Annotated in this window: 22 protein-coding genes; 9 read left to right on the top strand and 13 right to left on the bottom strand. The window is 49.3% G+C overall.

What is annotated here, in order from left to right; translation table 11 throughout:
* Positions 1-6: 6 nt before the first annotated feature.
* From FYJ65_RS01630 to FYJ65_RS01595, 8 genes are all read left to right on the top strand, one after another.
* Entirely contained in the window at positions 7-1,194 is a 1,188-nt protein-coding gene (locus tag FYJ65_RS01630; protein ID WP_154553608.1) for a phosphoribosylaminoimidazolecarboxamide formyltransferase, read from the top strand.
* A 74-nt stretch (positions 1,195-1,268) separates the two neighbouring features.
* On the top strand, positions 1,269-2,159 hold the full coding sequence (locus tag FYJ65_RS01625) for a LysR family transcriptional regulator (RefSeq protein ID WP_154553607.1): 891 nt from the start codon (positions 1,269-1,271) through the stop codon (positions 2,157-2,159).
* A gap of 123 nt (positions 2,160-2,282) precedes the next feature.
* Positions 2,283-2,762 (top strand): hypothetical protein, encoded by a 480-nt coding sequence (locus tag FYJ65_RS01620; protein WP_154553606.1) that lies wholly within the window; start codon positions 2,283-2,285, stop codon positions 2,760-2,762.
* Positions 2,763-2,858: 96 nt separating this feature from the next.
* On the top strand, positions 2,859-3,725 hold the full coding sequence (locus FYJ65_RS01615) for an acetyl-CoA hydrolase (protein ID WP_154553605.1): 867 nt from the start codon (positions 2,859-2,861) through the stop codon (positions 3,723-3,725).
* A gap of 13 nt (positions 3,726-3,738) precedes the next feature.
* On the top strand, positions 3,739-4,239 hold the full coding sequence (locus FYJ65_RS01610; RefSeq protein WP_154553604.1) for a DUF1097 domain-containing protein: 501 nt from the start codon (positions 3,739-3,741) through the stop codon (positions 4,237-4,239).
* Positions 4,240-4,547: 308 nt separating this feature from the next.
* The gene (gene ilvB, locus FYJ65_RS01605; RefSeq protein ID WP_154553603.1) at positions 4,548-6,269 is read left to right on the top strand and encodes a biosynthetic-type acetolactate synthase large subunit; all 1,722 of its coding nucleotides are present in this window, start codon (positions 4,548-4,550) and stop codon (positions 6,267-6,269) included.
* Between the two features lie 14 nt (positions 6,270-6,283).
* Positions 6,284-6,853, top strand: a complete 570-nt coding sequence (gene ilvN / locus FYJ65_RS01600; RefSeq protein WP_154553602.1) for an acetolactate synthase small subunit — start codon at positions 6,284-6,286, stop codon at positions 6,851-6,853.
* Between the two features lie 71 nt (positions 6,854-6,924).
* Positions 6,925-8,580, top strand: coding sequence for a flavodoxin family protein (locus FYJ65_RS01595; RefSeq protein ID WP_154553601.1), 1,656 nt, complete (start codon positions 6,925-6,927; stop codon positions 8,578-8,580).
* A 178-nt stretch (positions 8,581-8,758) separates the two neighbouring features.
* On the opposite strand, the gene arsS is transcribed toward FYJ65_RS01595, so the two are convergent.
* The 13 genes from arsS to FYJ65_RS01525 all read right to left on the bottom strand — a co-directional run bounded on the left by arsS (position 8,759) and on the right by FYJ65_RS01525 (position 21,382).
* On the bottom strand, positions 8,759-10,789 hold the full coding sequence (gene arsS, locus FYJ65_RS09600) for an arsenosugar biosynthesis radical SAM (seleno)protein ArsS (RefSeq protein WP_235898160.1): 2,031 nt from the start codon (positions 10,787-10,789) through the stop codon (positions 8,759-8,761).
* Between the two features lie 5 nt (positions 10,790-10,794).
* Positions 10,795-11,892 (bottom strand): GTP-binding protein, encoded by a 1,098-nt coding sequence (locus FYJ65_RS01580; protein WP_154553599.1) that lies wholly within the window; start codon positions 11,890-11,892, stop codon positions 10,795-10,797.
* A gap of 163 nt (positions 11,893-12,055) precedes the next feature.
* Positions 12,056-12,760 (bottom strand): pseudouridine synthase, encoded by a 705-nt coding sequence (locus FYJ65_RS01575; protein WP_154553598.1) that lies wholly within the window; start codon positions 12,758-12,760, stop codon positions 12,056-12,058.
* Positions 12,750-13,385, bottom strand: coding sequence for an SMC-Scp complex subunit ScpB (scpB, locus tag FYJ65_RS01570; RefSeq protein WP_154553597.1), 636 nt, complete (start codon positions 13,383-13,385; stop codon positions 12,750-12,752). The genes FYJ65_RS01575 and scpB overlap by 11 nt, the downstream gene beginning before the upstream one ends.
* Positions 13,375-14,133 (bottom strand): segregation and condensation protein A, encoded by a 759-nt coding sequence (locus FYJ65_RS01565; RefSeq protein WP_154553596.1) that lies wholly within the window; start codon positions 14,131-14,133, stop codon positions 13,375-13,377. The genes scpB and FYJ65_RS01565 overlap by 11 nt, the downstream gene beginning before the upstream one ends.
* A complete protein-coding gene (mtnA, locus tag FYJ65_RS01560; RefSeq protein WP_154553595.1) occupies positions 14,126-15,187 on the bottom strand; it encodes an S-methyl-5-thioribose-1-phosphate isomerase in 1,062 nt (353 codons plus the stop codon). Before mtnA ends, FYJ65_RS01565 begins: the two co-directional genes overlap by 8 nt.
* The gene (gene truA, locus FYJ65_RS01555) at positions 15,188-15,955 is read right to left on the bottom strand and encodes a tRNA pseudouridine(38-40) synthase TruA (RefSeq protein ID WP_154553594.1); all 768 of its coding nucleotides are present in this window, start codon (positions 15,953-15,955) and stop codon (positions 15,188-15,190) included. It abuts the gene before it with no gap.
* A gap of 19 nt (positions 15,956-15,974) precedes the next feature.
* Entirely contained in the window at positions 15,975-16,706 is a 732-nt protein-coding gene (locus FYJ65_RS01550) for a prepilin peptidase (protein ID WP_154553593.1), read from the bottom strand.
* A 7-nt stretch (positions 16,707-16,713) separates the two neighbouring features.
* Positions 16,714-17,652, bottom strand: coding sequence for an alpha/beta fold hydrolase (locus FYJ65_RS01545; protein WP_154553592.1), 939 nt, complete (start codon positions 17,650-17,652; stop codon positions 16,714-16,716).
* A 2-nt stretch (positions 17,653-17,654) separates the two neighbouring features.
* Positions 17,655-18,824, bottom strand: a complete 1,170-nt coding sequence (locus FYJ65_RS01540) for a THUMP domain-containing class I SAM-dependent RNA methyltransferase (protein ID WP_154553591.1) — start codon at positions 18,822-18,824, stop codon at positions 17,655-17,657.
* 30 nt (positions 18,825-18,854) lie between these two features.
* The gene (locus tag FYJ65_RS01535) at positions 18,855-19,370 is read right to left on the bottom strand and encodes an HD domain-containing protein (protein WP_206157261.1); all 516 of its coding nucleotides are present in this window, start codon (positions 19,368-19,370) and stop codon (positions 18,855-18,857) included.
* A gap of 118 nt (positions 19,371-19,488) precedes the next feature.
* The gene (locus tag FYJ65_RS01530) at positions 19,489-19,788 is read right to left on the bottom strand and encodes a DUF2325 domain-containing protein (RefSeq protein ID WP_154553589.1); all 300 of its coding nucleotides are present in this window, start codon (positions 19,786-19,788) and stop codon (positions 19,489-19,491) included.
* A 283-nt stretch (positions 19,789-20,071) separates the two neighbouring features.
* Positions 20,072-21,382, bottom strand: a complete 1,311-nt coding sequence (locus FYJ65_RS01525; protein ID WP_154553588.1) for a Y-family DNA polymerase — start codon at positions 21,380-21,382, stop codon at positions 20,072-20,074.
* 118 nt (positions 21,383-21,500) lie between these two features.
* Between FYJ65_RS01525 and FYJ65_RS01520 the strand changes: the two genes are divergently transcribed.
* On the top strand, positions 21,501-22,037 hold the full coding sequence (locus FYJ65_RS01520; RefSeq protein WP_154553587.1) for a GAF domain-containing protein: 537 nt from the start codon (positions 21,501-21,503) through the stop codon (positions 22,035-22,037).
* Positions 22,038-22,071 lie beyond the last annotated feature (34 nt).

The following is a 22,071-nucleotide window of genomic DNA, read 5'->3' as shown; positions in this document are numbered from 1 at the left end:
CAAGCGATGAAACAAATCGAATTGAAATACGGATGCAATCCGAATCAGAAGCCGGCTTTCGTATCCATGAAGGATGACAGCGAACTTCCTTTTGAGGTTCTCAATGGAAGACCGGGATACATCAATCTGCTGGACGCTTTGAATGGCTGGCAACTGGTAAAAGAAATTCACGAAGCGACCGGCAAAGCGGCCGCTACATCCTTTAAGCATGTCAGCCCAACTTCCGCCGCCATCGGCCGGAAGATGAGCGATCGTCTGAAGAAGGCGTGCTTCGTGGATGACATCGAAGGACTGGATGATTCCGAAATCGCCACTGCGTATGCTCGTGCCAGAGGCACGGATCGCATGAGCTCTTTCGGCGATTTTATCTCCCTCAGCGATGTCTGCGACGCAACCTGTGCGCGGCTCATCAAGAGAGAGGTGTCTGACGGCGTTATCGCTCCGGGATATACGGAAGAAGCGCTGGAGATTCTGAAGCAGAAGAAGAAGGGCAACTACCTGATTCTGCAAATCGATCCCGCTTACGAAGCACCGGAAATGGAAGAGAAGCAGGTATTCGGCGTGACCTTTACACAGAAGCATAACGACTTAAAGATTGAGCCGTCTTGTCTCGAGAACATCGTGACCGAGAACAAAGAGCTGCCGGATGAGGCGAAGGAAGATATGCTGATTGCATTGATTGCACTGAAGTATACTCAGTCCAATTCCGTTGCCTTCGCTTACGACGGTCAGACCATCGGCATCGGTGCGGGACAGCAGTCCAGAGTGCACTGCACCAGACTTGCCGGAAGCAAAGCGGATAACTGGCAGCTGCGCCTCACGGATAAGGTTCTGAACCTCCCGTGGAAAGCCGGAACTCGCCGTCCGAACAAAGATAATTTTATCGATCGATACATCGCAATGGAGGATACGCCGGAAGCAAACGTAGACATCGACTGGACGGAACTCTTCGAGACCAAACCGGAACCGTTTACGCTGGAAGAGAAGCGCCAGCTCCTGGACAAGGTGGACGGTGTGACTTTGGCGTCGGATGCGTTCTTCCCGTTTGCGGATAACATCGACCGGGCGAAGGCCAGCGGTGCCAAATATATTGTACAGCCGGGAGGATCCACCAGAGACGACCTGGTTCTGGAGGCATGCAACAAATACGGAATGGTTATGTGCTATAACGGATTCCGTCTGTTCCACCATTAATATCGAAGAAAATGAACTAAAAAAGCAGCTCTTTTGCAGCTGCTTTTTTCTTAGGGAGAAGAGGAGAATCGCTGATGAACGATTTACAGATTGACTATTTTATGGCAGTGGCAACCAATCTCAGCTTCACGAAAACATCCGAAGAACTTTTCGTGTCTCAACCGGCTATCTCCAAACAGATTTCCCTGATGGAAAAAGAGCTGGGAGTAAAACTGTTCATTCGAAACAACAAGAAGACGACCCTCACGAAAGCAGGCGAACTGTATTACGAATTCTTCCGGGAATATAAAAAGGAACTTCGGGATACCATGTACAAGGCCGCGGCGCTGCAGCAACAGGACCCGGAAGTTATACATGTGGGTTTCATGGAAGGATGGGATTTGGCCGAAATCCTGCCGGAGGTGCTGCAACGATTTCACGATAAGTATCCCAATACGAGATTGGCCATTGATTGCTGCGGTGTAAAAGAATTAACAACACTTCTTCTTACCGACAATATACAGGTTGCTCTTACAATGAAGAATTCGCTGACGGATTTTAATGAATTGTATCAAAATACGGTGGCGACAACTCGAAAGCTTCTGATTTATTCTCCGGCGAATGAGCATGCCGGAGCTCCGGACGTGAATCCATCGGATTTTCGCCACGAGAAGTTTTTTGCCCCTTGGGAGATTGTAGGAAAGATGATTACCCGGTTGCTTGCGACCTATTGCGAACCTTACGGATTTACTCCGGAAATTGAATTCGTTCACAACAGCGAATCCGTGATTACTTGCGTTCGTAACAACATGGGCGTGGCCATTGTGGACGATTGGGTGTGGTGCATCCACTCTCCAACCCTCCGATACATTGAATTGGAGGCTGTTGATGAGATATGTGTGACCCGAATGAAAGAAGGCGTGAATGAGCAAACATTGTTCCTCACAGAGCTGCTGGAAGATGTGGTAAGATCTCGTCATTCATAAACAATCGGTTATTCATTACATGAAAAAATAAGCATTATACAAAACGTATTATTGTGGGTAAAATATAACCATAATAATACGTTTTGTTTTTAACAACCATACAAAATATTGGAGGACGAAAAAATGGTACATAAGAGCAAAAAACTAACCGCTGTGTATGCGCTGATTATGGATTTGCCGCTGAGCATCCTCATTACGCTGATTTCTCTCGTGTTGGCAGGAAATCTCGCCGCACCGATGTTCATCCGTATGGCAATCCTCGCCTATGTCATTACTTTCTTTGTGAACTTTCTTCCGGCACCGAAGTGGGGATTTGATTTCGCCATCAAGCATTCGAAACCGGGAACGTTCAAGTTCGGTTTACTGCTGAACCTCGTCGTTGCAGCGGTATTCGTAGTAATTCTGGACCTGATTATGACCGCGGTGGGCGTGCTGGTATTCGGAGGCGGCACCTTCCAGATGTATATCGTTTCCGTTCTGGGAGGATTCGTTCCATGTTATGTTCCGACGCTGATTATCGCAATGCTGTGGAATGGACCGGCCGACAAAATGTCCCGTGCAATCGTGGGTGAACCGATGCCGGAAATCCCGACCAGCTTCTAGTGCAGCTTTAAAATATCATAAAAATATGATACGCTGATTACAGGATGTACCCGAGGTGTGCATCCTGTATTGTATATGAAAGAGAGGATATTTAAAATGAAAAGACCTGATTTTTATCCGGTACGCAGCCTGATCTATGTAGATTTGGCAAAGGAAGATTACAGAATTCACCTGGAAAACTGGCTCTACAGATACCATATTCCGGACAGCATTTCTCAGTTCGGACCTTACGTATCCAAGTATGCGTTCTATCAAGCTCTGCCGGTTCCGGAAGGCGGCGAGCGTTTCGGTACGGTAAGAATGCAGATGACGGAACATTACTGGCTGGCAAATCCGAACGATATTCACGAATTCGTACACCACAAGGCATTGACCGAGTATTTTCCGCCGGATGTACTGGTATGGCAGAACAACCTCCCGGACCCGGCAGATGGTAACAGCTCCGCAGACGAAATGAACTTCGAAGGAGACGATGCAAGAGCTACTAAGGGAAATGAAAACCTGGGCACCGTTCCGTTCATATTTGCCTTTATCCCGGTATGGTGGGAAGAGGACTTCAAGGGGGAAGGCAGAACCGTGGAAGACGGTCCGAACTACAGATGGCAGTTCATGGTTCGCTATCCGGATGGTGTCTCCATGGAAGAAGGGGATAAATGGCTGAAGGAAGAATTCATCCCGGCGTACACCTCTCAGGACGAAGTGACACGCTGCCTCTCCAGCAAAATCATCAAGTCCGTCAATGACTGCGAATTCGACCGCGTCGTAGAAATGTGGTTCCCAAGTCCAAGCGCTTGGCAGAAGGCCACAAAGGAAGCGGCTCAGAAGGTGGCAAAACCGGATTGGGCGGAGACCGAGGATTTCCCATATCTGAAGAAGTCCTATGGAATCTCCGGAATCTTCCTGTCCGACATCGCTCGTTCCGACAATATGACTCAGTACCACGGCTACATCACGATGAGATAGTCCGAGGAGTCGTATGAAGAAAAAAGAAATATTAACACTGGCCCTGTTGGTGGCAATTCTGCCGCCGGCCTGGGCCGTGGCTTCTCCTTATTTCGGGGTAAAAGTAGGTCCCATCGCGCTGATAGCGGCCGGAATCTACGGCACGAACGGAAATAGTTTTAAGGATGCCTTCAAAATCGCAGCAGGTTACCTGGCGGGAGACCTTTGGGGAATCATCAGCTCTCTGATAATGGCTCATACCACCCTAAATAGGGACCTGACTCTGTTTATGACGTTGTTCGTGCTGGGTTTCCTGGTGGTGCTCATTTCCCAGTGGCTGCCGAAGGTTTTCTTTATGCCTTCCTGGCTGGCCGGTTGGGCCATCGCCATGCTTACCTTTAATTTAGACACCTCGACTTCATTGTGGAGTCTTGGACTGCAGGTAGGAATTTCCATGCTGGTGGGCGTATACTACGTGGGTGCCCTGATGGATAAGATTCAGCGTGTTATCTGCGGAACGGATGCGCAAAAATAACGATAGTCGACGATATTAGTTTATCAGTCACTCCTTAATACATGAAAAACCGAAGACTGCAGCCATTCGCGAGGATGAGCTGCAGTTTTTCGTATGAGAAGCGTTTTGCGCTTTACCGTAAACAATTATCGCTAACTTGAATTCATTTCCTTAGCGCAATTTATTTTGGGTTATAACAACTGTTTTTATATATTTTTTTGTAATATGAACACGATTTTATGGTATAATATTTATTAATTTAAAGGCGGTCTGATGGACCGAAAACAGCGTCGGATGGCCGTAATACACAATCAGGAGGAACAATTCATATGGAAATGACAGGTGCACAAGTCGTGGTAGAATGCCTGCTGGAGCAGGGCGTGGATACCGTGTTCGGGTATCCCGGCGGCACAATTCTGAATATTTACGATGAACTCTACAAATACCAAGACAAGATTACTCACTACCTTACCGCACACGAGCAGGGAGCGGCGCATGCGGCGGACGGCTATGCCCGATCCACCGGAAAGGTGGGAGTATGTCTGGCCACTTCCGGACCGGGGGCAACCAACCTCACCACCGGAATCGCCACTGCTTATATGGACTCATCGCCGGTTGTTTTTATCTGCTGCAACGTAGGGCAGAAAATGCTGGGCAAGGATGCTTTCCAAGAGGTGGACATCACCGGTATTTCCATGCCGATTACCAAGACAAACTACCTCGTACGGGATGTGGACAAACTGGCGGATACGGTGAGAGAGGCTTTCGGCATTGCCAGAAGCGGCCGGCCGGGACCGGTGCTCATCGATATTACGAAAGACGTTACTGCAGCGAAGGTGGATTATGAGCCGATTCCCCAGGAAAAACATTCCAGAACCGGTGCCCTGGGCAAGCTGATTCGCCGTTCCAGCACCAGCAGTTTGCTGAGACCGGAACCGGATCAGAAGGATATCGACATTCTGGTAGATATGATTAAGGAATCCAAGAAGCCGATGCTAATCTGTGGCGGCGGCGTAACACGAAGCCGGGCTCACGAAGAGTTCCGGGAATTTGCCCGCAAGGTGGATGCGCCGGTGGCCATCACACTGATGGGCGGCGGTGCCATGGACGGTGCGGATCCGCTGGCGACAGGAATGATTGGCATGCACGGATCTCAGGCATCCAACCGCGGAGTAGACGGCTGCGATCTGCTGATTGCTGTCGGCTGCCGCTTCTCGGACCGGGTGGCATTGAAGCCGGATTCTTTTGCCCGTAACGGAAAAATCGTTCATATCGATATCGACCGGGCCGAAATCAACAAGAACGTTCAGACAGACCACCATATCATCGGCGATGCGAAAATCGTGCTGGAAAGACTGAATGAGAAAGTTCCTCAGTACGACCACAGCGAGTGGAAGGAGTACGTGTTCTCGTTCCCGACCGAGACCAAATACGATCTGGACGAGAACGGTGTAATGACGCCAAAGGAGATTCTGGCCACCATCGAAAGCATGGTTCCGAAGGACACGGTGGTTTCCACCGACGTCGGCGAGCACCAGATGTGGGCGATTCAGCACTTCCACTTCAGCTATCCGGGACAGTTGCTGACTTCCGGCGGGTATGGCACCATGGGCTTCGGTCTGGGCGCTGCGCTGGGTGCAAAAGCCGGAAATCCGGAGAAAACGGTCATTCATATCACCGGAGACGGTTCTTTCCGGATGAACTGCAATGAGCTGGCCACTGAAGAGTTCTACAAACTGCCGGTAATTACTTTTATTTTCAACAACGGCGTACTGGGCATGGTGCACCAGTGGCAGGATTTGATGTATGATAAGCGTTACAGTCAGACGATTCTGGACCGCGGGCCGAATTTCGTCAAATTGGCGGAGGCCTATGGCATGAAGGGGGCTCGTGTGACCAATATCGAAGAGCTTCAGACAGCGATTACCGAAGCGCTGGAGGAACAGAAAGAGGGAAGAGGATATCTGGTGGATTGTGCGGTTGCAACGGATGAAATGGTTCGGCCGATGGTAAACGGCGGCACCAACATTACAGAATTTCTGCTGAATTAGGGGGTAAAAATAGAATGAATACGACTCAGAATACCGAAGAAATCAGACGCACTTTTTCCGTTCTGGTAGAGAACCGTCCGGGCGTGCTTTCTATTATCAGCCGGCTGTTCTCCCGAAACGGATTTAATATCGATTCCTTTTGCTCCGGCCCGACTACGGACCCCAATCTGACCCGAATCACCATCGAGGTGTATGCGGATGACAATCATGCGAACCTGCTTTTGGCGCAGCTGAACAAGATGGTGCCGGTGTATTCCGCCAAAATGATGGAGCCGGCGAAGACCATCCGCCGAGAGTTCGTGCTGTTCAAATGTGAAGCGAAGGAATATGAAACGCGAAACGAAATCATCCAGATTGGCAATATTTTCCGAGCAACGGTAATCGACGTATCTTCCGACACCTTGACGCTGGCCATGATTGGGGAGGAGAACAAGATTAACGCCCTGCAGGAGTTGCTGGAGCCGTTCAACATCCTGGAACTGGCACGTACCGGCAATCTGGCGATGGAGCGCGGCAAGTATACCATCGACGAGAAGACGAAAGAGAATATTGAGTTCAGTTACGGAAAAAATGTAACGGAATAGTACAACAGAGGAGCTCGAGTCAGTAATGACTTGAGCTCTTTGGGCAATTACAGGATAGGGAAACAAAACGCATGAATGTACTTTTGATTAACGGAAGCCCAAAAGGCAAAAACAGCAATTCATTAAAGCTTGCGTATAGTTTTATCGAAGGGCTAAAAAGTGAATATGCGAACAACGGAAAAGAGATATCGATAGAAGAGCTTCATGTCGCTTCCATGAATATCGACGCGTGTAAGGGTTGCTTTACGTGCTGGAAGAAAACGCCCGGCATATGCTGTATAAAGGACGATATGCAGACCGTTATCGGCAATCAGCTGAAAGCGGATATTATCCTCTGGTCTTTTCCGCTGTACTATTTCAACGTTCCGGGGATCTTAAAGAACCTGATCGATCGTCAGCTTCCCATGAGCCTTCCCTTTATGAGCTCCCGTGAAGACGGATACGGAAGCGGAAGCCACGATTCACGCTACAATATGGAAGGCAAGCGGCACGTGCTAATCTCGACTTGCGGTTTTTACTCGGCAGAAGAAAACTATGACAGCGTTTTGCGGATGTTCGATCATTTCCTCGGCAAGGGAAATTACGAAACAGTATTTTGCGGTCAGGGAGAGTTGTTCCGGGTAAAAGAACTTTCCGCAAGAACAGAGGAATATCTTGATGCAGTAAAAGTCGCCGGTGCAGAATACGCCGAAACCGGAATGATATCGGCAAAAACCGATGCCGTTCTCCGTACGCTTCTATATCCAAAAGATGTGTTCGAAAAGATGGCCGACGCCAGCTGGGGCATTCATCGGACGACCGGAGAGAAAGAACCGGAAGATCTTGTTTTTACCCGGCAGATGGCTGCTCTCTATAACAAAAACGCGTATGACGGAAAAGAGCGGGTGCTGGAGATGCACTTTACCGATTTGAATCATACATATCAGATTCGGCTGGGCAAGGAGGGAAGTGAGGTTGTTGCAGATGGCAGCCTTACTTCGACGACTCGCATCGATACGCCTTTTGCGGTATGGTTGGCGATTTCCCGCGGAGAAATCGGCGGTGCCGAGGCATTGGGAAAACAGATGTACACGGTGGCCGGGGATTTTTCTCTGATGATTGATTGGGATAAATTCTTCGGAAGCAGGGCTGCAGTCGATAAAGCAGAGACAACAGGTTCGGATACGACGGAGCAGAAAAAACCGACCATGGCAGCCATGCTGATTCCATGGATTGCCTTTTGGATTGCGGTTTCGATTAATCCGGCACCGGGGGCGGTGATTGCACTGACCGTGGCAGCTGCCATCCCGCTTTTGATGCGAAATCATAAATTGGTGATTTGGGACCGGCTCTCGATATTCGCCGTTGCGATTCTTTCCGCTGCTGCCAATATCACCGGAAACGGGGATATTCCCACAAATGCAGGTTATTTGATATTTGGCTTGTTCTGGCTGATTTCCTGCCTGACAAAGGAACCATTGTGCGCCGCATATGTAAAGTATAATTATGGCGGTGAAAGTGCACGTCAAAATCCGCTTTTTATGCGGACAAATTATATTCTTGCCGCAGCGTGGGGCTTGTTGTATGTGCTGACAGCAGCATGGACATTTCTGTTTCGAAGCGCCGGAATTGCAAATACAATTATCATCGTAAACAATTTGATTCCGTTGTTGATGGGGTTGTTCACATTGTGGTTTCAGAAATGGTATCCGGCAAGAATGGCCAGAGGAAAGACGAACCGAAAGTGATGACTTTATACCGGAACCGGAAGAGGTATTGATATCCAAAACAATAGAGAGAAGAAGGATTGCGAAATCGAAGAAACGCAACTATTCCTAAAAACATAATTATGGGAATAGTTGAATCGGAGATTATATCGAAACTCCGGAACACCATGTTAGATGTGGACTGTTCCGGAGTTATTTATTAATGGGAAAGATTTCCTCCGCAGCTGCTGCCGTACCCGGCCGTGCAGCTGTAACACAACGCACAGGTATGAATCTTTCGAGGCGTAATCTCACCGGAAACCCGTTCAGAGATGTGCTGTGCACCTTCCGGCTTTAATCCCAGTACGTGGTAATATTCGCAGTCATAGAGACAGCCATCGTAGTCCACGTTAATCTGGTCTCGGCACATCACGCCCGGAATATTGTCCTCGTTGAAGTTGTCGGACTGCATCCGGATATAGGAACCCAGTTTTCCCTGATTCCGAAGTTCCCGGCCGAATCGTCCCAACGGAACGTTTCCGATCGCAATGAGATTGGTAAATTCAATTCCGTGTTCCTCCCGGAGCACATCCCGGTACGTGTCTTCCAGCATGATTTCGTTCGGCGGAAGATATGGACCATCCGTATTGTACACCAAAGTAAGCTTGCGGTTTTCATCCTTGCCATAGCCCAATTCGTTCAGCTTCCGAAGAATCCGAAGCGTCGGATCAAAAACATCGCTTCCTCGCTGTTTCTCCACCGTTTTCTTTTTATAATACGGAAGAGAACATACAATCTGTACGTTGTTCTCTGCGTACACATCGATTAGCGGCGCATATTTTTCATCATTGAGAATCACGATATTGGTACGCACCATAACCTGACCTGACTTCGATGCTTCCCGAATCAAATAATCCAGATTCGGATTCATCTCCGGAGAGCCGCCGGTGATATCCATCACTTCAAACGGACCGTTTCGGAAAGCGTCTAGACATTGATCCATGGTTTCCTTACTCATCATCTCCGTGCGCTTCGGACCGCATTCCAGGAAACAATGGGTGCAGGAAAGGTTGCATCCGTACCCCACGTTCACCTGCATGGTGGTCAGCTTCTCCTTCGATTCCAGTTCGTCGATACCGCGCACCTGACTCATAATGTCCGGAACATCGTAGCGTTCCTGTTCCTTCTTCAGATCCGAAAGCGTCACCGGAGCCTGATTCCCGACAAATCGTTCCGGATTGACCTCCATGGCCAATTCATCGTACAAGCCGTAGTGAACATCCCGGTTTCCATCCACTTGGAAATATCGGCTAAAACGAGATTTTCGAAGAATTTCCGCCACGTTTCCGCTGATGCCTACGGAGCGTTTCCGCAGGAAGCGTATTTTTTCGTCGAAATCCATATAGCGTTTGTTTTCCTGCATGGTTCCCAGGTAAGTGGCACTCTCTCCGTAGTTCTCCTCCCGGTCTTCCAACGCGGAACATTTAAAGGCCCGGACCGTGCAAGAATAGAACTGAGTATCGCCCACCAAACGAGCCACATCGAAATCGTGGGGTTGTATCGGGGTCTGTTCTACGATGTAGTACTTTTGGAATCCGCACTTTTCCATCAATCGACGGAAGTCTTCCAGATACATGGCTCCACCCATGCATTCGCCTCGCATCACCGGATCGTCCTGTACTTCCTTCGGGACTCTCCGGTCGGAGAATACGTCGGAGAAGTACATTTCTCCCCCTTGCTTCAGAATGCGATAGACCTCTCGGAACACTTCCTCCTTGAAAGGCGAAAGGTTGATGACGCAATTGGAAGTCACCACATCCACAGATTCATCTTCAATCCCAATGGATTTCAAATCCTCGATGTATCCCAGATGAAAGGATGTGTTGACCTTGGAATAGCCGAACTTTTCCGCTTGCTTTTTCTGATACTTACGGGCAACCGCCAACTGAGACTCGGTCATGTCTACGCCGTGGACATGTCCGTTTTCTCCCACCAGCTTGGAAAGGATGAATACGTCTCGTCCGGTGCCGCAGCCTAAGTCTAAAGCGGTACAGCCCTCCAAACCCATGGGGATTGGAGAACCGCAGCCGTAGAACTGATTCAGAATATCCTCATCGATTAAAGGAAGAATATCTCGTACGTAACGGGGCGGTGCCGAACTGCAGCAGCAGGCGTTGGTTTTCAAGTCGTCGCTGCTGCCCAGAATGACTCCGTAATATTCTTTTATCTGTTCATGAATTCTGTTGTCCATAGCAATTAATTTCTACCTTCGTCCATCATGCCGAAGCATTCGTTGAAGAACAGCTTAATCTTAACATCGTATTTGTCTGCGATAGCATCAAATGCATCGTCCACGATATCCAGCAGCAGATCCGATTCACATACGGCACGAGCATTTACCACCAGCCGGAGTTTATCGGTTTTTTCCTGCAGCTCCTGGTCGTGGATGATGTCGTAGTCCACGCCAATCAGGCTGAACTTTGCGTAATCCTGATCTTTGCCAACAGCGAAGGCCTTCAGGTGCGGTACGTTTCTCTTGTTGGCAATCAGGCCGTCACGAATTTCATCAATCAGATCATCTACCAGCCGGTTTCCGTCAAACTCGCTGCCATCCTTCGATGTGATGAATACGTTCCGGTTGAACCAGGACATGGTCTTCTCGGCAGAAATGAATTCCGGGCCGCCGTATCCAATATCGGTGATATTTACGCGGCTCTCCGCACTTAGGAGGTAATCCACCAGTGGTTCCAAGCCCTTCTTCTCCTTTGCGGAAATCGCAAATACCGGGATACCCGGACACGCTTCTTCCAGGAACTTCACGTACCGGTCTACTTCCTCGTCGGTCATCAGATCAATCTTGTTAAGAACAACGCAGTCCGCTTCTTTCAGCTGTGCCGCCAGGAGGAATTTCAGCTCTTCCGGCAGATGGATATCTGCCTTCTCCGGCATAATCATCCGCAGTCTTTCCGGGTCCGTTACAACGGTGAACGGTGCCAGGGTAAATTCGTCTTTATGATTCTTGTCCAAGTTTCCGTACACGTGATCCAGCGCACCGATACCGCAGCCAGGGATATCCGACATAACGATGTCCCGCGGATTCTGCTTGTTCAGTCTTTCAATTCGCTCAATCAGTGTATCCGGAATATAGCAAATGCAGTTTCCGCCGATTGGAGTTACTTCCACATTCTGACGACCGGAATATTCCGCATCGATGATGTAGTTTGCACCCAAATCGTTGGCGATGATTGCCGCACTCTTTCCGGTGCTGTTGATGTATTCGGTCAGCGCAACCATTGTGGTGGTCTTTCCGGCACCCAGGAAACCGCTTACTACCATGAATCTTTTCTTTTCCATTGAATTCTCCATTTCTACTATATTCTTTCTTGTACAAAAAAAGCAGTAACGTACTTCATTATTATACCCTACTGCCTTTGTTTTTGTTCGAAAACAAGAATTCTTAATATAAATGCTATCTATACCAATTCGCGCCATAAAAGAAAAAATCAATAGGCCTAGGCTACCGAGATTTCAAATACTCTACCTCTTCCTTGCTGAGCTTACGATAGGAACCGGTGGCCAGGCGCCCGATTACCAGATTTCCCAAGCCAATACGCTCCAGTTCCTGCACCGGATAACCCAGCGCATCGAACATGCGGCGCACCTGCCGATTCTTTCCTTCGTGTATGGTCAGATCCACAATGGTGGAGTTCTTATCGTGGCGCACCAGTTTCGCCTCTGCCTTGGACGTAATAAAGCCGCCGATATCCACGCCGTTTTCCAATTTGCGGATATCGTTCAAGGTAACGGTTCCCGCAGCTCGAACCCGATATGTCTTCGGAAACTCCTTAGACGGATGCATCAGACGATTGGACAAGTCCCCGTCATTGGTGAGAATCAGCAGTCCGGAAGTATTGTAATCCAGCCGTCCCACCGGGAAAAGACGGATTCCCTCTGCCTGAACCAGGTCCAGTACCGTGGGACGTCCTTCCTTATCCATGGTTGTGGTAACATATCCGATTGGTTTGTTCAGAAGATAATATACATTCTTGGTTTCCGGTGTAATGACTCTGCCGAAAAGGCGAACCTCATCCCCTTCCTGCACGTCATATCCCGGTTCCTTCAGAACCTTTCCGTTCACGGATACCTTTCCCTTCTGAATCAATTCATCCGCCGCTCTTCGGCTGGCTTCTCCGCACCTCGCAATGTATTTATTAATTCTCATCTATTTTCTCTCCCTCTTCGTTATTCTCGTCGCTGTCAAAATTCATCTCAATCTGGCCGATATAGTCTTCGTCCTCTTCGTCGATCTCCTCATCCGCAGCAGACTTGATTTTGAAGCCTTCAATATCCGGCAGGTCCTTCAAGCTTTCAAACCCAAAGGTTTTGAGAAATTCATCCGTGGTTCCGTACAAATTCGGTCGGCCGATTCCATCGGATTTCCCGCAGACTTCCACCATCTTTCGGTTCATGAGGCCGTCGATTACCCGTTCGCTTTTGATACCTCGAATGGTATCAATCTCTCCCCGTGTAACCGGCTGACGGTATGCGATGATGGCCAAAACCTCCAGTGCCGCCTGGGACAGACGCTTTACCTTAACCGGGCGGCAGAGTTTCTCGATAAATTGCTCGTTGTCCTTCAATGTTACGAATTGGAAGGAATCGTTTATCTCCCGAATTCGGATGCCTCGGCCCTCTTGTTCATATTCATTTTTCAGTTCCCGAAGAAGCTCTCGCACTTCCTTTCGGTCCGTTTCCAGCACCGTCGCTCCGTCATTGACGGACAGTGGTTCGCCCCAGACGAACATCATGGACTCCAGTGCGGACTTCAATTTCTTTCTACTGTACATTTGTTTGATCCTTCGTTCTCTTCGTGATTTCAATTTCGCCATAGACCCGGTCCTGGGTAGCATTCACTTCCTGCATCTTTATCATTTCCAGCAAGGACATAAAGGACAGAGTCCGGTCGTACCGATCTGCATTGGGTGCCAAAAGTTCCGAGAAGGATACGGAATCCTGATTTTTCCATTTCCGTTCCAACATCGATGCCATGGCCGCAATTCGTTCCTCCACGGAGGAGCGATTGCGACGAATGCGTTCATACCGGTTCCGCACTTCCGCCAACCGCTTCTTTTTCTCCAGAAAAGAACGGAAGGTCCGGACAAATTTGTCCGGATCCGTCTTCAGCAGTTCTTCCGGCGAATTGAGATATTCCGAAATATCCTCTGCCGGCTTCGTGTAGATGCCGGAGTATTCTTTCTCCCGGCGCTGCAGCATCTCAGCGATTTTTTTCGTCTGAAGATATTCCGTAAGTCGCTCTGCCAGTTCCGTCCGGGGATCCTCTTCCACTATCGTTTCATCCACTTCCGTCACGCGCGGCAAGAGCATCCGGGATTTCAGCCGAATGAGGGCGGCGGCCAGCACAATGAACTCGCTGCCCACCTCCACGTTCAATTCATCCATTTCCTTCAGATAGCCGATATACTGTTCCGTAATTTCCGTCACCCGGATATCGTAGATGTCCATGCGGGCATTTTCCAGCAGGTACAAGAGTAAGTCAAAAGGACCCTCAAACTGATCGATTCTCACTTTATACATGGGAGTCCTCCATTACCTTCCGCAGGGATTCGCTGTACGGCGGACGGGCAATCCCCTTCTCCGTCACTACGGCCGTGATGTACTCATGATCCGTCACATCGAACGCCGGGTTGTAAAAGGAGACATCGGCCGGTGCCATCGGCTCCAGATACCACATGGTCCGAATTTCTTCCCCGTCACGGCACTCAATCGGAATATCCTCTCCCGTATGCGCATCCATATCAATCGTAGATGTGGGAACAAACATGTAGAACGGGATTCCGTATTCCTTGGCCAGAATCGCCAGACCGGATGTACCAATCTTATTTGCACCGTCACCGTTGGCCGCCATGCGGTCGCAGCCGGCAACAATCGCGTCGATTCGGCCTTCCTTCATCACCAGGGAAGCCATATTATCGCAGATTACCGTAACATCCACATCGGATTGGTGCAGTTCCCAGGCGGTAAGACGCGCACCTTGAAGAAGCGGCCGAGTTTCATCGGCATATACGTGAAAGTTATATCCCCGCTCTTGTCCCAGATGAATCGGTCCCAGCGCCGTTCCGTATCCGGTCGTTGCGAGACCGCCTGCATTGCAGTGGGTTAGGATGCCCATCTCCGGCTTCAGCAAAGACAATCCGTATTCCGCAATCCGCCGGCAGGATTCCAATTCTTTATGGTGAATGGCGACGGCTTCCTCCAATAGTTTCTGAAGAATATCCACCTCCGATGTGCCGGCATCTCGAAGCGCTTCGTATACTTTCAACTGACGCTTCACGGCATATGCCAAATTTACCGCCGTCGGTCTGGACTGCATAAGAAATTCTCCGTCCTGTTCCAAGCCTCCGATGTGTCCGCTTTGATTCAGGTCGTTCTTCGCTGCGATATACATTCCGTATCCGGCGGCGACCCCGATTGCCGGCGCGCCCCGGACCGCCAAATCCTTGATGGCATCGTACACATCTTCCACCGTTGCGGCTTCCAGGTATTCCATATGATTGGGCAGCTTCCGCTGATCCAGCAGAAACAACCGATTGTCTTCCAGCCGAACCGGCTCGTAATTGTTGTTCATCATCTATTTAAAATAAATCTCCTTCAAATATAATCCCTGTGGGGGTGCGGTAAATCCCGCCAACTGTCGGTCTCTTCCGTCCAGAATGCACCGGATTTGATCCGGTGTTCTTTTTCCCGTGCCCACTTCCACCAGTGTGCCCACCATAATACGCACCATATTGTACAGAAAGCCGTCTCCCGTCACCTCGATGACGGTGCGGTCTCCTTCCTCCTCGATGGTTAAATCGGATATGGTTCGCACAGTGGTTTCCCGTGGATTTCCGCCGGACGCCTCGAAGGATTTAAAATCATGGGTTCCGACGATGAATTTCGCCCCTTCCCGCATCGCCGCGTGATCCAGCGAATCCGCCAGCTGAAAGGCCATGTTTCGGCGAAAAATATCCCCGCTTCGCTCGATAATATACCGATAGGTCTTTCCGCGGCAGGAAAAACGAGCATGGAAATCCGGCGGCATCTCCCGAGCCTCCAGAATCCGTATATCCCCCGGCGCACCGCTGCGGCCGATGCCTCCGGCCCCGAAACGCTTGTTCAGAATAAAGGGCAGTTTCTCCGTTGGCAGTGGAAAATCCCACACAAAAGAAGCACACTGCCCCAAAGCGTGTACTCCTCGATCGGTTCGGCTGGTCCCGTTAATTGAAATCTCCCGGCCCGCGAGGTATTGGAGAACATGTTCGATTTCTCCCTGCACCGTTCGCTGCCCGGGCTGACGCTGCCAGCCACGGAAATTCGTTCCGTCGTATTGTATTTTTAATAGGATATTCTTTTCCATACGTTTATTATATCGTAAATTAGAAAATAATAAAAGAAATCACGTCCCACAAAAACAAAAAATAGACCGTCAATGCGGCGAATCCGTACGGAATCAACGGAAGGGTATGATTCTTTTCAAGACGCTTTCGAAGTGCGAGTGTCAGTGCATGGACGCCCATCAGAAGCTGCGTCCCCAAAAACAGAATCACAATGCCTCCGCTTCCGGCGATTAGCCCCAGTGCAGCGAAAAATTTCAAGTCCGCTCCGCCGATGATTTCTTTGCGATAAATTATTTTTCCAAAGAAGTAGACAATCAGCACCAGAAATCCGCCGGTAACAGCTCCGGCAACGGGTTCCCACCAACGCTCCTGGAATCCCACAAAGCCAAGCGCGGATACCGCCAGAAGGATGCTGAACGTATCCGGTACGATTCGGTATTTTCCGTCGCAGATTGCCATTTCCAACACGATGGCTAAGACGAACAACACCGCAATCTCATATTGCAGGCTAAACCGAAGGGCCAGAAATATTCCGATAATCCCAAAGTATCCCGTAAACACATATTTCCATGGGGTACTGGGCAGGCGCTGCCTTGTCCCATCACCGAGATCCTGAAGTTCCGGCGGCAGGGACTTCTGTCCGTCTTCTCCGATTTCCTCAAACCAGTGTGTCGGAATTCGGTTGAACATCACTACGCTTCCGTTTCCGAATATTACGGCCAATACGATTGCCGTGAAAATCTTTATTCCCAATAAAATATACGTATTCATCTGCTCCTTACAACATTCGATTCTTTAACCACGTTAACAAATAACTGTACACGTCTTCCCGATTTGTTTCGTTCAGGATTTCGTGCCGATCCTCTTCATATAGCTTAATGTGCACATCGGCAGCGGAATTCTCCAGATAGACCATGTACGCTTTGCGAACACCGTCTCCGTAATTTCCCACCGGATCCTCCGCGCCGGAAATAAACAGCATTGGAAACTTCTCCGGGAGCCGCTTCATTAGCTGTCGGTCCTGACATTTCCGAATACCCTTGAACATATTGTAATAGGCATTCACCGTGAAGTGAAACTGACATAGCGGATTCTCTTCGTAAGCATCGACAACTTCCGTATCCTTGGAAAGCCAATCATCCTTAGTACGAGGATTTTTAATCTTTCGGTTATTGGAACCCAGCGCCATCTTTTCAATTAGACGGCTGCGATGACGATCTCCTCGAAACATTTCCGCAAAACCGCTAATGGTGGTTCCCAGCTTCAGTGCAATGTCCGGCTGCCAACCGGTTCCCATTACGATGGCACCGGAGAGCCCTTCGGCATACGGAGCCTTCTCCCCTTCCACCAAATACTGTCTCAGCAGGAAGGATCCCATGCTGTGTCCCAGCATAAAGTATGGAATATCCGGCCACTGTTCCGTGGTCATCTTCCGAAGCTGATGGATATCCTCCATCAAAAAACCGTTTCCGCCTTTTCCGAAATAGCCCAGATCTTCTTCCGACATTGCGGACTCGCCATGGCCCAGATGGTCTTCTCCCACCACTGCAAAGCCCTGACGGGTCAAATATTCCGCAAACTCTTCATACCGAGCGATAAACTCCACCATTCCGTGAACAATCTGCAGTGCGGCAATCGGTTTGTCTTCCGGAGTCCACCGAATGCCGTGAATCATGTTTTTTCCGTCAGAAGACGGATACGTAAAATCTTCCCTCATGATTATTCCTTTCCCGGTCTCGCCGAGTGAAACTGGTAATACTGAGTTTCCAATCTGCCGTTATACAGTTTTCTTCGCCGGTCCGCCTTTCGTCCCAGGGACTCTTCCAATTTCTTATCCGTGGTAATCAGGAACAGAGACCAAGTGGGACGGTTCTCCAGAATACCCGCCAGTTTCCGGTAAATCTTCTGAATCTTCTCATCGTCGCCAATTCGTTCCCCGTAAGGCGGGTTGGTGATGATGATGCCGTGATCCTCCTCGGCACGGAACTTCTTCATGTCCATCTTGCTGATGCGGATGTCATCTCCCACACCGGCTTCCTCGGCGTTTTCCCGAGCTGCTTCCACCGCACGCTCATCGATATCAAAGCCTTTAATCAACAGTTCTCCGTCATAGTCCACCTCTTGGAATGCCTTTTTGCGTTCTTCTTTCCACAGGGATTCCGGAATCCAATCCCATTTCATTGCAGCAAAACTGCGGTTCAATCCCGGGGCGATGTTTCGAGCCATCATCGCCGCTTCAATCAAAATCGTTCCGGAACCGCAGCAGGTATCCACCAGCATCCTCGGCGGGTCATTCCGGTATTTCTCCGGCCGCATGGCGCCATCCTTCCAATAGCTGAGCTGAACCAATGCCGCCGCCAGAGTTTCCTTCATCGGTGCTGCCACATCCCGTACTCGATATCCTCGTTTGTGAAGGCCGCTTCCGCTGGTGTCCAGCATTACGGTCACGTGATCCTTTAGAATCGAAAAACGAACCCGGTACTCTGCACCGGATTCTTCGAAACGATCCACGCAATAGAAATCGGAAAGTCGGGATACGATAGCTTTTTTGATAATGCTCTGACAGGACGGCACGCTGTGCAAGGTAGATTTCACCGAGGTTCCCACTACCGGAAAAGCCCCGTCCACCGGAATCCACTTTTCCCACGGAAATCCTTTAATCTGCTGAAAGAGTTCTTCAAACGTTTTCGCATCCAGTTCGCCGATTCGAAGATATACTCGGTCCGCCGTACGAAGCCAGAGGTTGGAGCGGACGATGGCTCGTTCATCTCCTTGATACGTTACTCTTCCGTCTTCGGTTCGGATTACCGTATATCCCAGGTTCTGTATTTCTCTTTTTACTACTGCCTCTAAGCCGAATGTTGCGGTCGCAATTAATTCCAGTTTCATTCTTTCCTCTCACTTCTCATGCCGACACCTTTAGGAGAACAGCTGTTCAAATGTGCAGTCCAGCACGCCTTCAATCTGATGAATCAAAAGGCGGGTGCTCTCTCTGGCTTGATTAATTCTTTCTTTCTTCTGTTCAGTCATGTTTGGTTTCTTCAGGAGATAGTCCATTCGGATGTCAATGCCCACATAGTGGTTTTCTTTTACCGTTCGATCGGCCAAACACAGCACATCAATTTCTTCCAGGTCCTCCACCCGGTGAAACGGCCCATAGGTCATGTGCCGGCGCACCAATTCCGCTTCCTTCGGGAACCCGATTCTTGCCAAAATCTTCCCGCCCTCAATGGCATGCTGATCCCAAGGGCGAACCACATCGTGTACCAATGCGGCACCGTAAACGAGTTTCACATCGATGTGGTATCCGTGCCGGTCCAGCGCCTCCGCCAGAATTCCAGCCACCCGAGCCACCTCGTTGCAATGCCTTTGGACATGAATAGGTGTGTTGTATTCGTCGAACAGCAGATGCTGTTCCCTCTCTGTAATGTACATATCGAACTCTCCTGCTTCTTTACGAAATAATGATACCACACAAAAACAGGGATGTCGAACAGATTCAGTCCACATCCCTGTTTCATCAGGATATTTTTAAACCACTTAAAGTGCGCTTCTATACCGGCAGCGGAGAACTCCCGGCATGGTTCTCCAGTACCTTTTTCAAAGCGGATGCACTGCTGGAATGTGCCCATTCAATGGGAATGCAGTGCCGCTTCGCTTCTGCCGCTGCGCTGTTCATCATTTTGTGAGATACCGTACCGGTAAACATAATCAGGAGGTCCGGGCATCCCATTTTCCGAGCAACGCTTCCCCGTTCCTTTGTGAACACCTTTGCCTCATGGCCGTACTGTTTACAGATTTCCTTATACCGACATTCCATGCATTCGTTTCCGCCGACAATAACCACACTCATGATGTTGCCTCCTTAAAGAATATAGTTAATCGTATCTAACCTCTTATAGTGGTTAGTATAGTCTAACTCACGGGTTTTGTCAACGCTTTTTTGTTTCTTTTCTCAACATTCCTCTATCATTTCTTGTTCAGAAATGTGTTCTATCGTATCATAGTCCTCAATTTCCGCTTCCTTTCGGTGAAGTGCTTCCTGAAGTCCCTGTACTGCGCTGAAGGGCATAAACTGTTTTGCTCTTTTGGCCACCGGCATGGCACTCCGCCGGGATTCATTTTCGTGATGAGCGCTATAAGATTCTTTTTGATTGCGCATCCGCTTCCTTACCTCCGTTCCCTCTTTTGTGTCCTCCAATCTGATTATTTCGTTCCCGCGTCGTGGCGCATTCTTCCAAATCCATTCCTCGGAACATGGCATTCTTTCCAAACTTCTTTCGAACGTCCAGCATCACCTGCTGAATCTGAACGTCTTTTTCCTCCTCGTCTTCCTGTAAGTCACTCCACGTTAACTGGGTACACGGTCCGGCGGATTGCAGGCGATTGCAAGAGATGTTGAATCGCCGAATGGGAATGGCCGGATTCACCACCCTTTCGTATACCTGAATCATTTCCGGAATCCACCTTCCGGAAGAATCGGTGGGTACGGAAAGAGAAGCACTCCCTCGTACAGGCGGTACCGACCACTTGTTGGAATACCCGATGTACACAGTCATGGATGCTGTCTTCTGATGATTCTTCGTCAGCTGTAGGCACAGCTGATCCACCATTTCTTTCAGGATTAGTTTCCCTTCTTCATAACTGTAATCCCGCATCAAGACCTGACCGCTGGTCCGGCTGGTTGTTTCGGCACGATAGTTCTTGATATCCTGCATGGTAACCGGTTCTCTGCCCCAGGCATGATCGTACAGAAGTTCGGCATCGATACCGAAAATGGAATACAGATAGTCCACATCGGTATGGGCCAGCTTTCTCATGGTATCGATGCCGATGTTCTGCAGTTTCGAAGCCGTCTTGTTCCCAATCCGCCAAAAATCCGTCAGCGGTCGATGGTTCCACAGCTGTCTTCGGTAGGAGTCCTCGTCCAGTTCACCGATGAAATCCGGCGCGTTCTTCGCCAAAATATCCAATGCAATCTTTGTCAGATAGAGGTTCGTTCCGATTCCGCAAGTCGCCTGAATTCCCAGCTCCTTTCGGATTTCCTTCATCAGCATCTTTCCGGTTTCCCGAGCCGTCATGCCGTAGGCGGACAGGTACGGCGATACATCCAAAAACGCTTCATCCACCGAATAGACATGGATGTCATCCTTGGAGATATACCGCAGGTAGATTCCATAAATTTCCGCAGAATAGTCGATATACTTCTGCATCCGAGGTTCTGCCATAATATAGTCGATTCCCGGCGGAATTTCAAATAACCGGCACCGATTCTTTACGCCCATGGCTTTCAGTGCCGGTGATACCGCCAGGCAGATGGTCTTATCGCTCCGCTCCGGATCTGCTACCACCAATCGTGTTGTCATGGGATCCAAACCCCGCTCCACGCATTCCACTGAAGCATAGAATGATTTAAGATCAATGCATAGGTATTGCTGCTGTTTCATTATATCGTCCTCTATAAGAATCTCTCTTTTTCATTGTTTGCATCTTCCTTGAATTATCTGAAGAGATAGGATAAAATCAGACTATAGAAGATAGAAATTCTGACAAGGAGGATGTACTATGGATAGAGAAAAAATTGATTATACCATCGCTGTTTCCCAGATCCAGGAACTGGCAAAAATAGATGCGCATTACATGCCGCTTTTGGCAAACGTTTCCGCACTTCTTAACGATATGCTTTCCGACGTGAACTGGGTAGGCTTCTACATCATGAAAAACGATCGGCTGGTTCTGGGACCGTTCCAGGGAAAACCGGCTTGTGTCCACATTAAACCGGGTGAAGGCGTTTGCGGCACTGCCGTTCAAGACAAAAAGACCATCCGGGTAGATGATGTTCATCAATTCCCGGGTCACATCGCTTGTGATACCGCCTCCCGTTCAGAACTGGTTATTCCGTTGTTCAACCGGTACACCGATGTAAACGCTTGTGAAATGCCGCCGGAATTCGCGGTTCGCAATATAATCGGCGTATTGGATATTGACAGTCCGACCGTTGGACGCTTTACCCAAGAGGATCAGGAAGCGCTGGAGAAAATTGTTCGGGCGCTGGAGTCCGTTGTGGTTAAATTCGACCGCAATCGAGATAACAAGAATTAACAGCACATCCGCTTGCCGACTTCCGGCAAGTTCA

It is taken from the genome of Mogibacterium kristiansenii (assembly GCF_009695905.1).
GTDB classification, from domain to species: domain Bacteria; phylum Bacillota; class Clostridia; order Peptostreptococcales; family Anaerovoracaceae; genus Mogibacterium_A; species Mogibacterium_A kristiansenii.
Note: the sequence above shows the minus strand (reverse complement) of the source record. Positions and strands in the feature narration are given on the sequence as shown.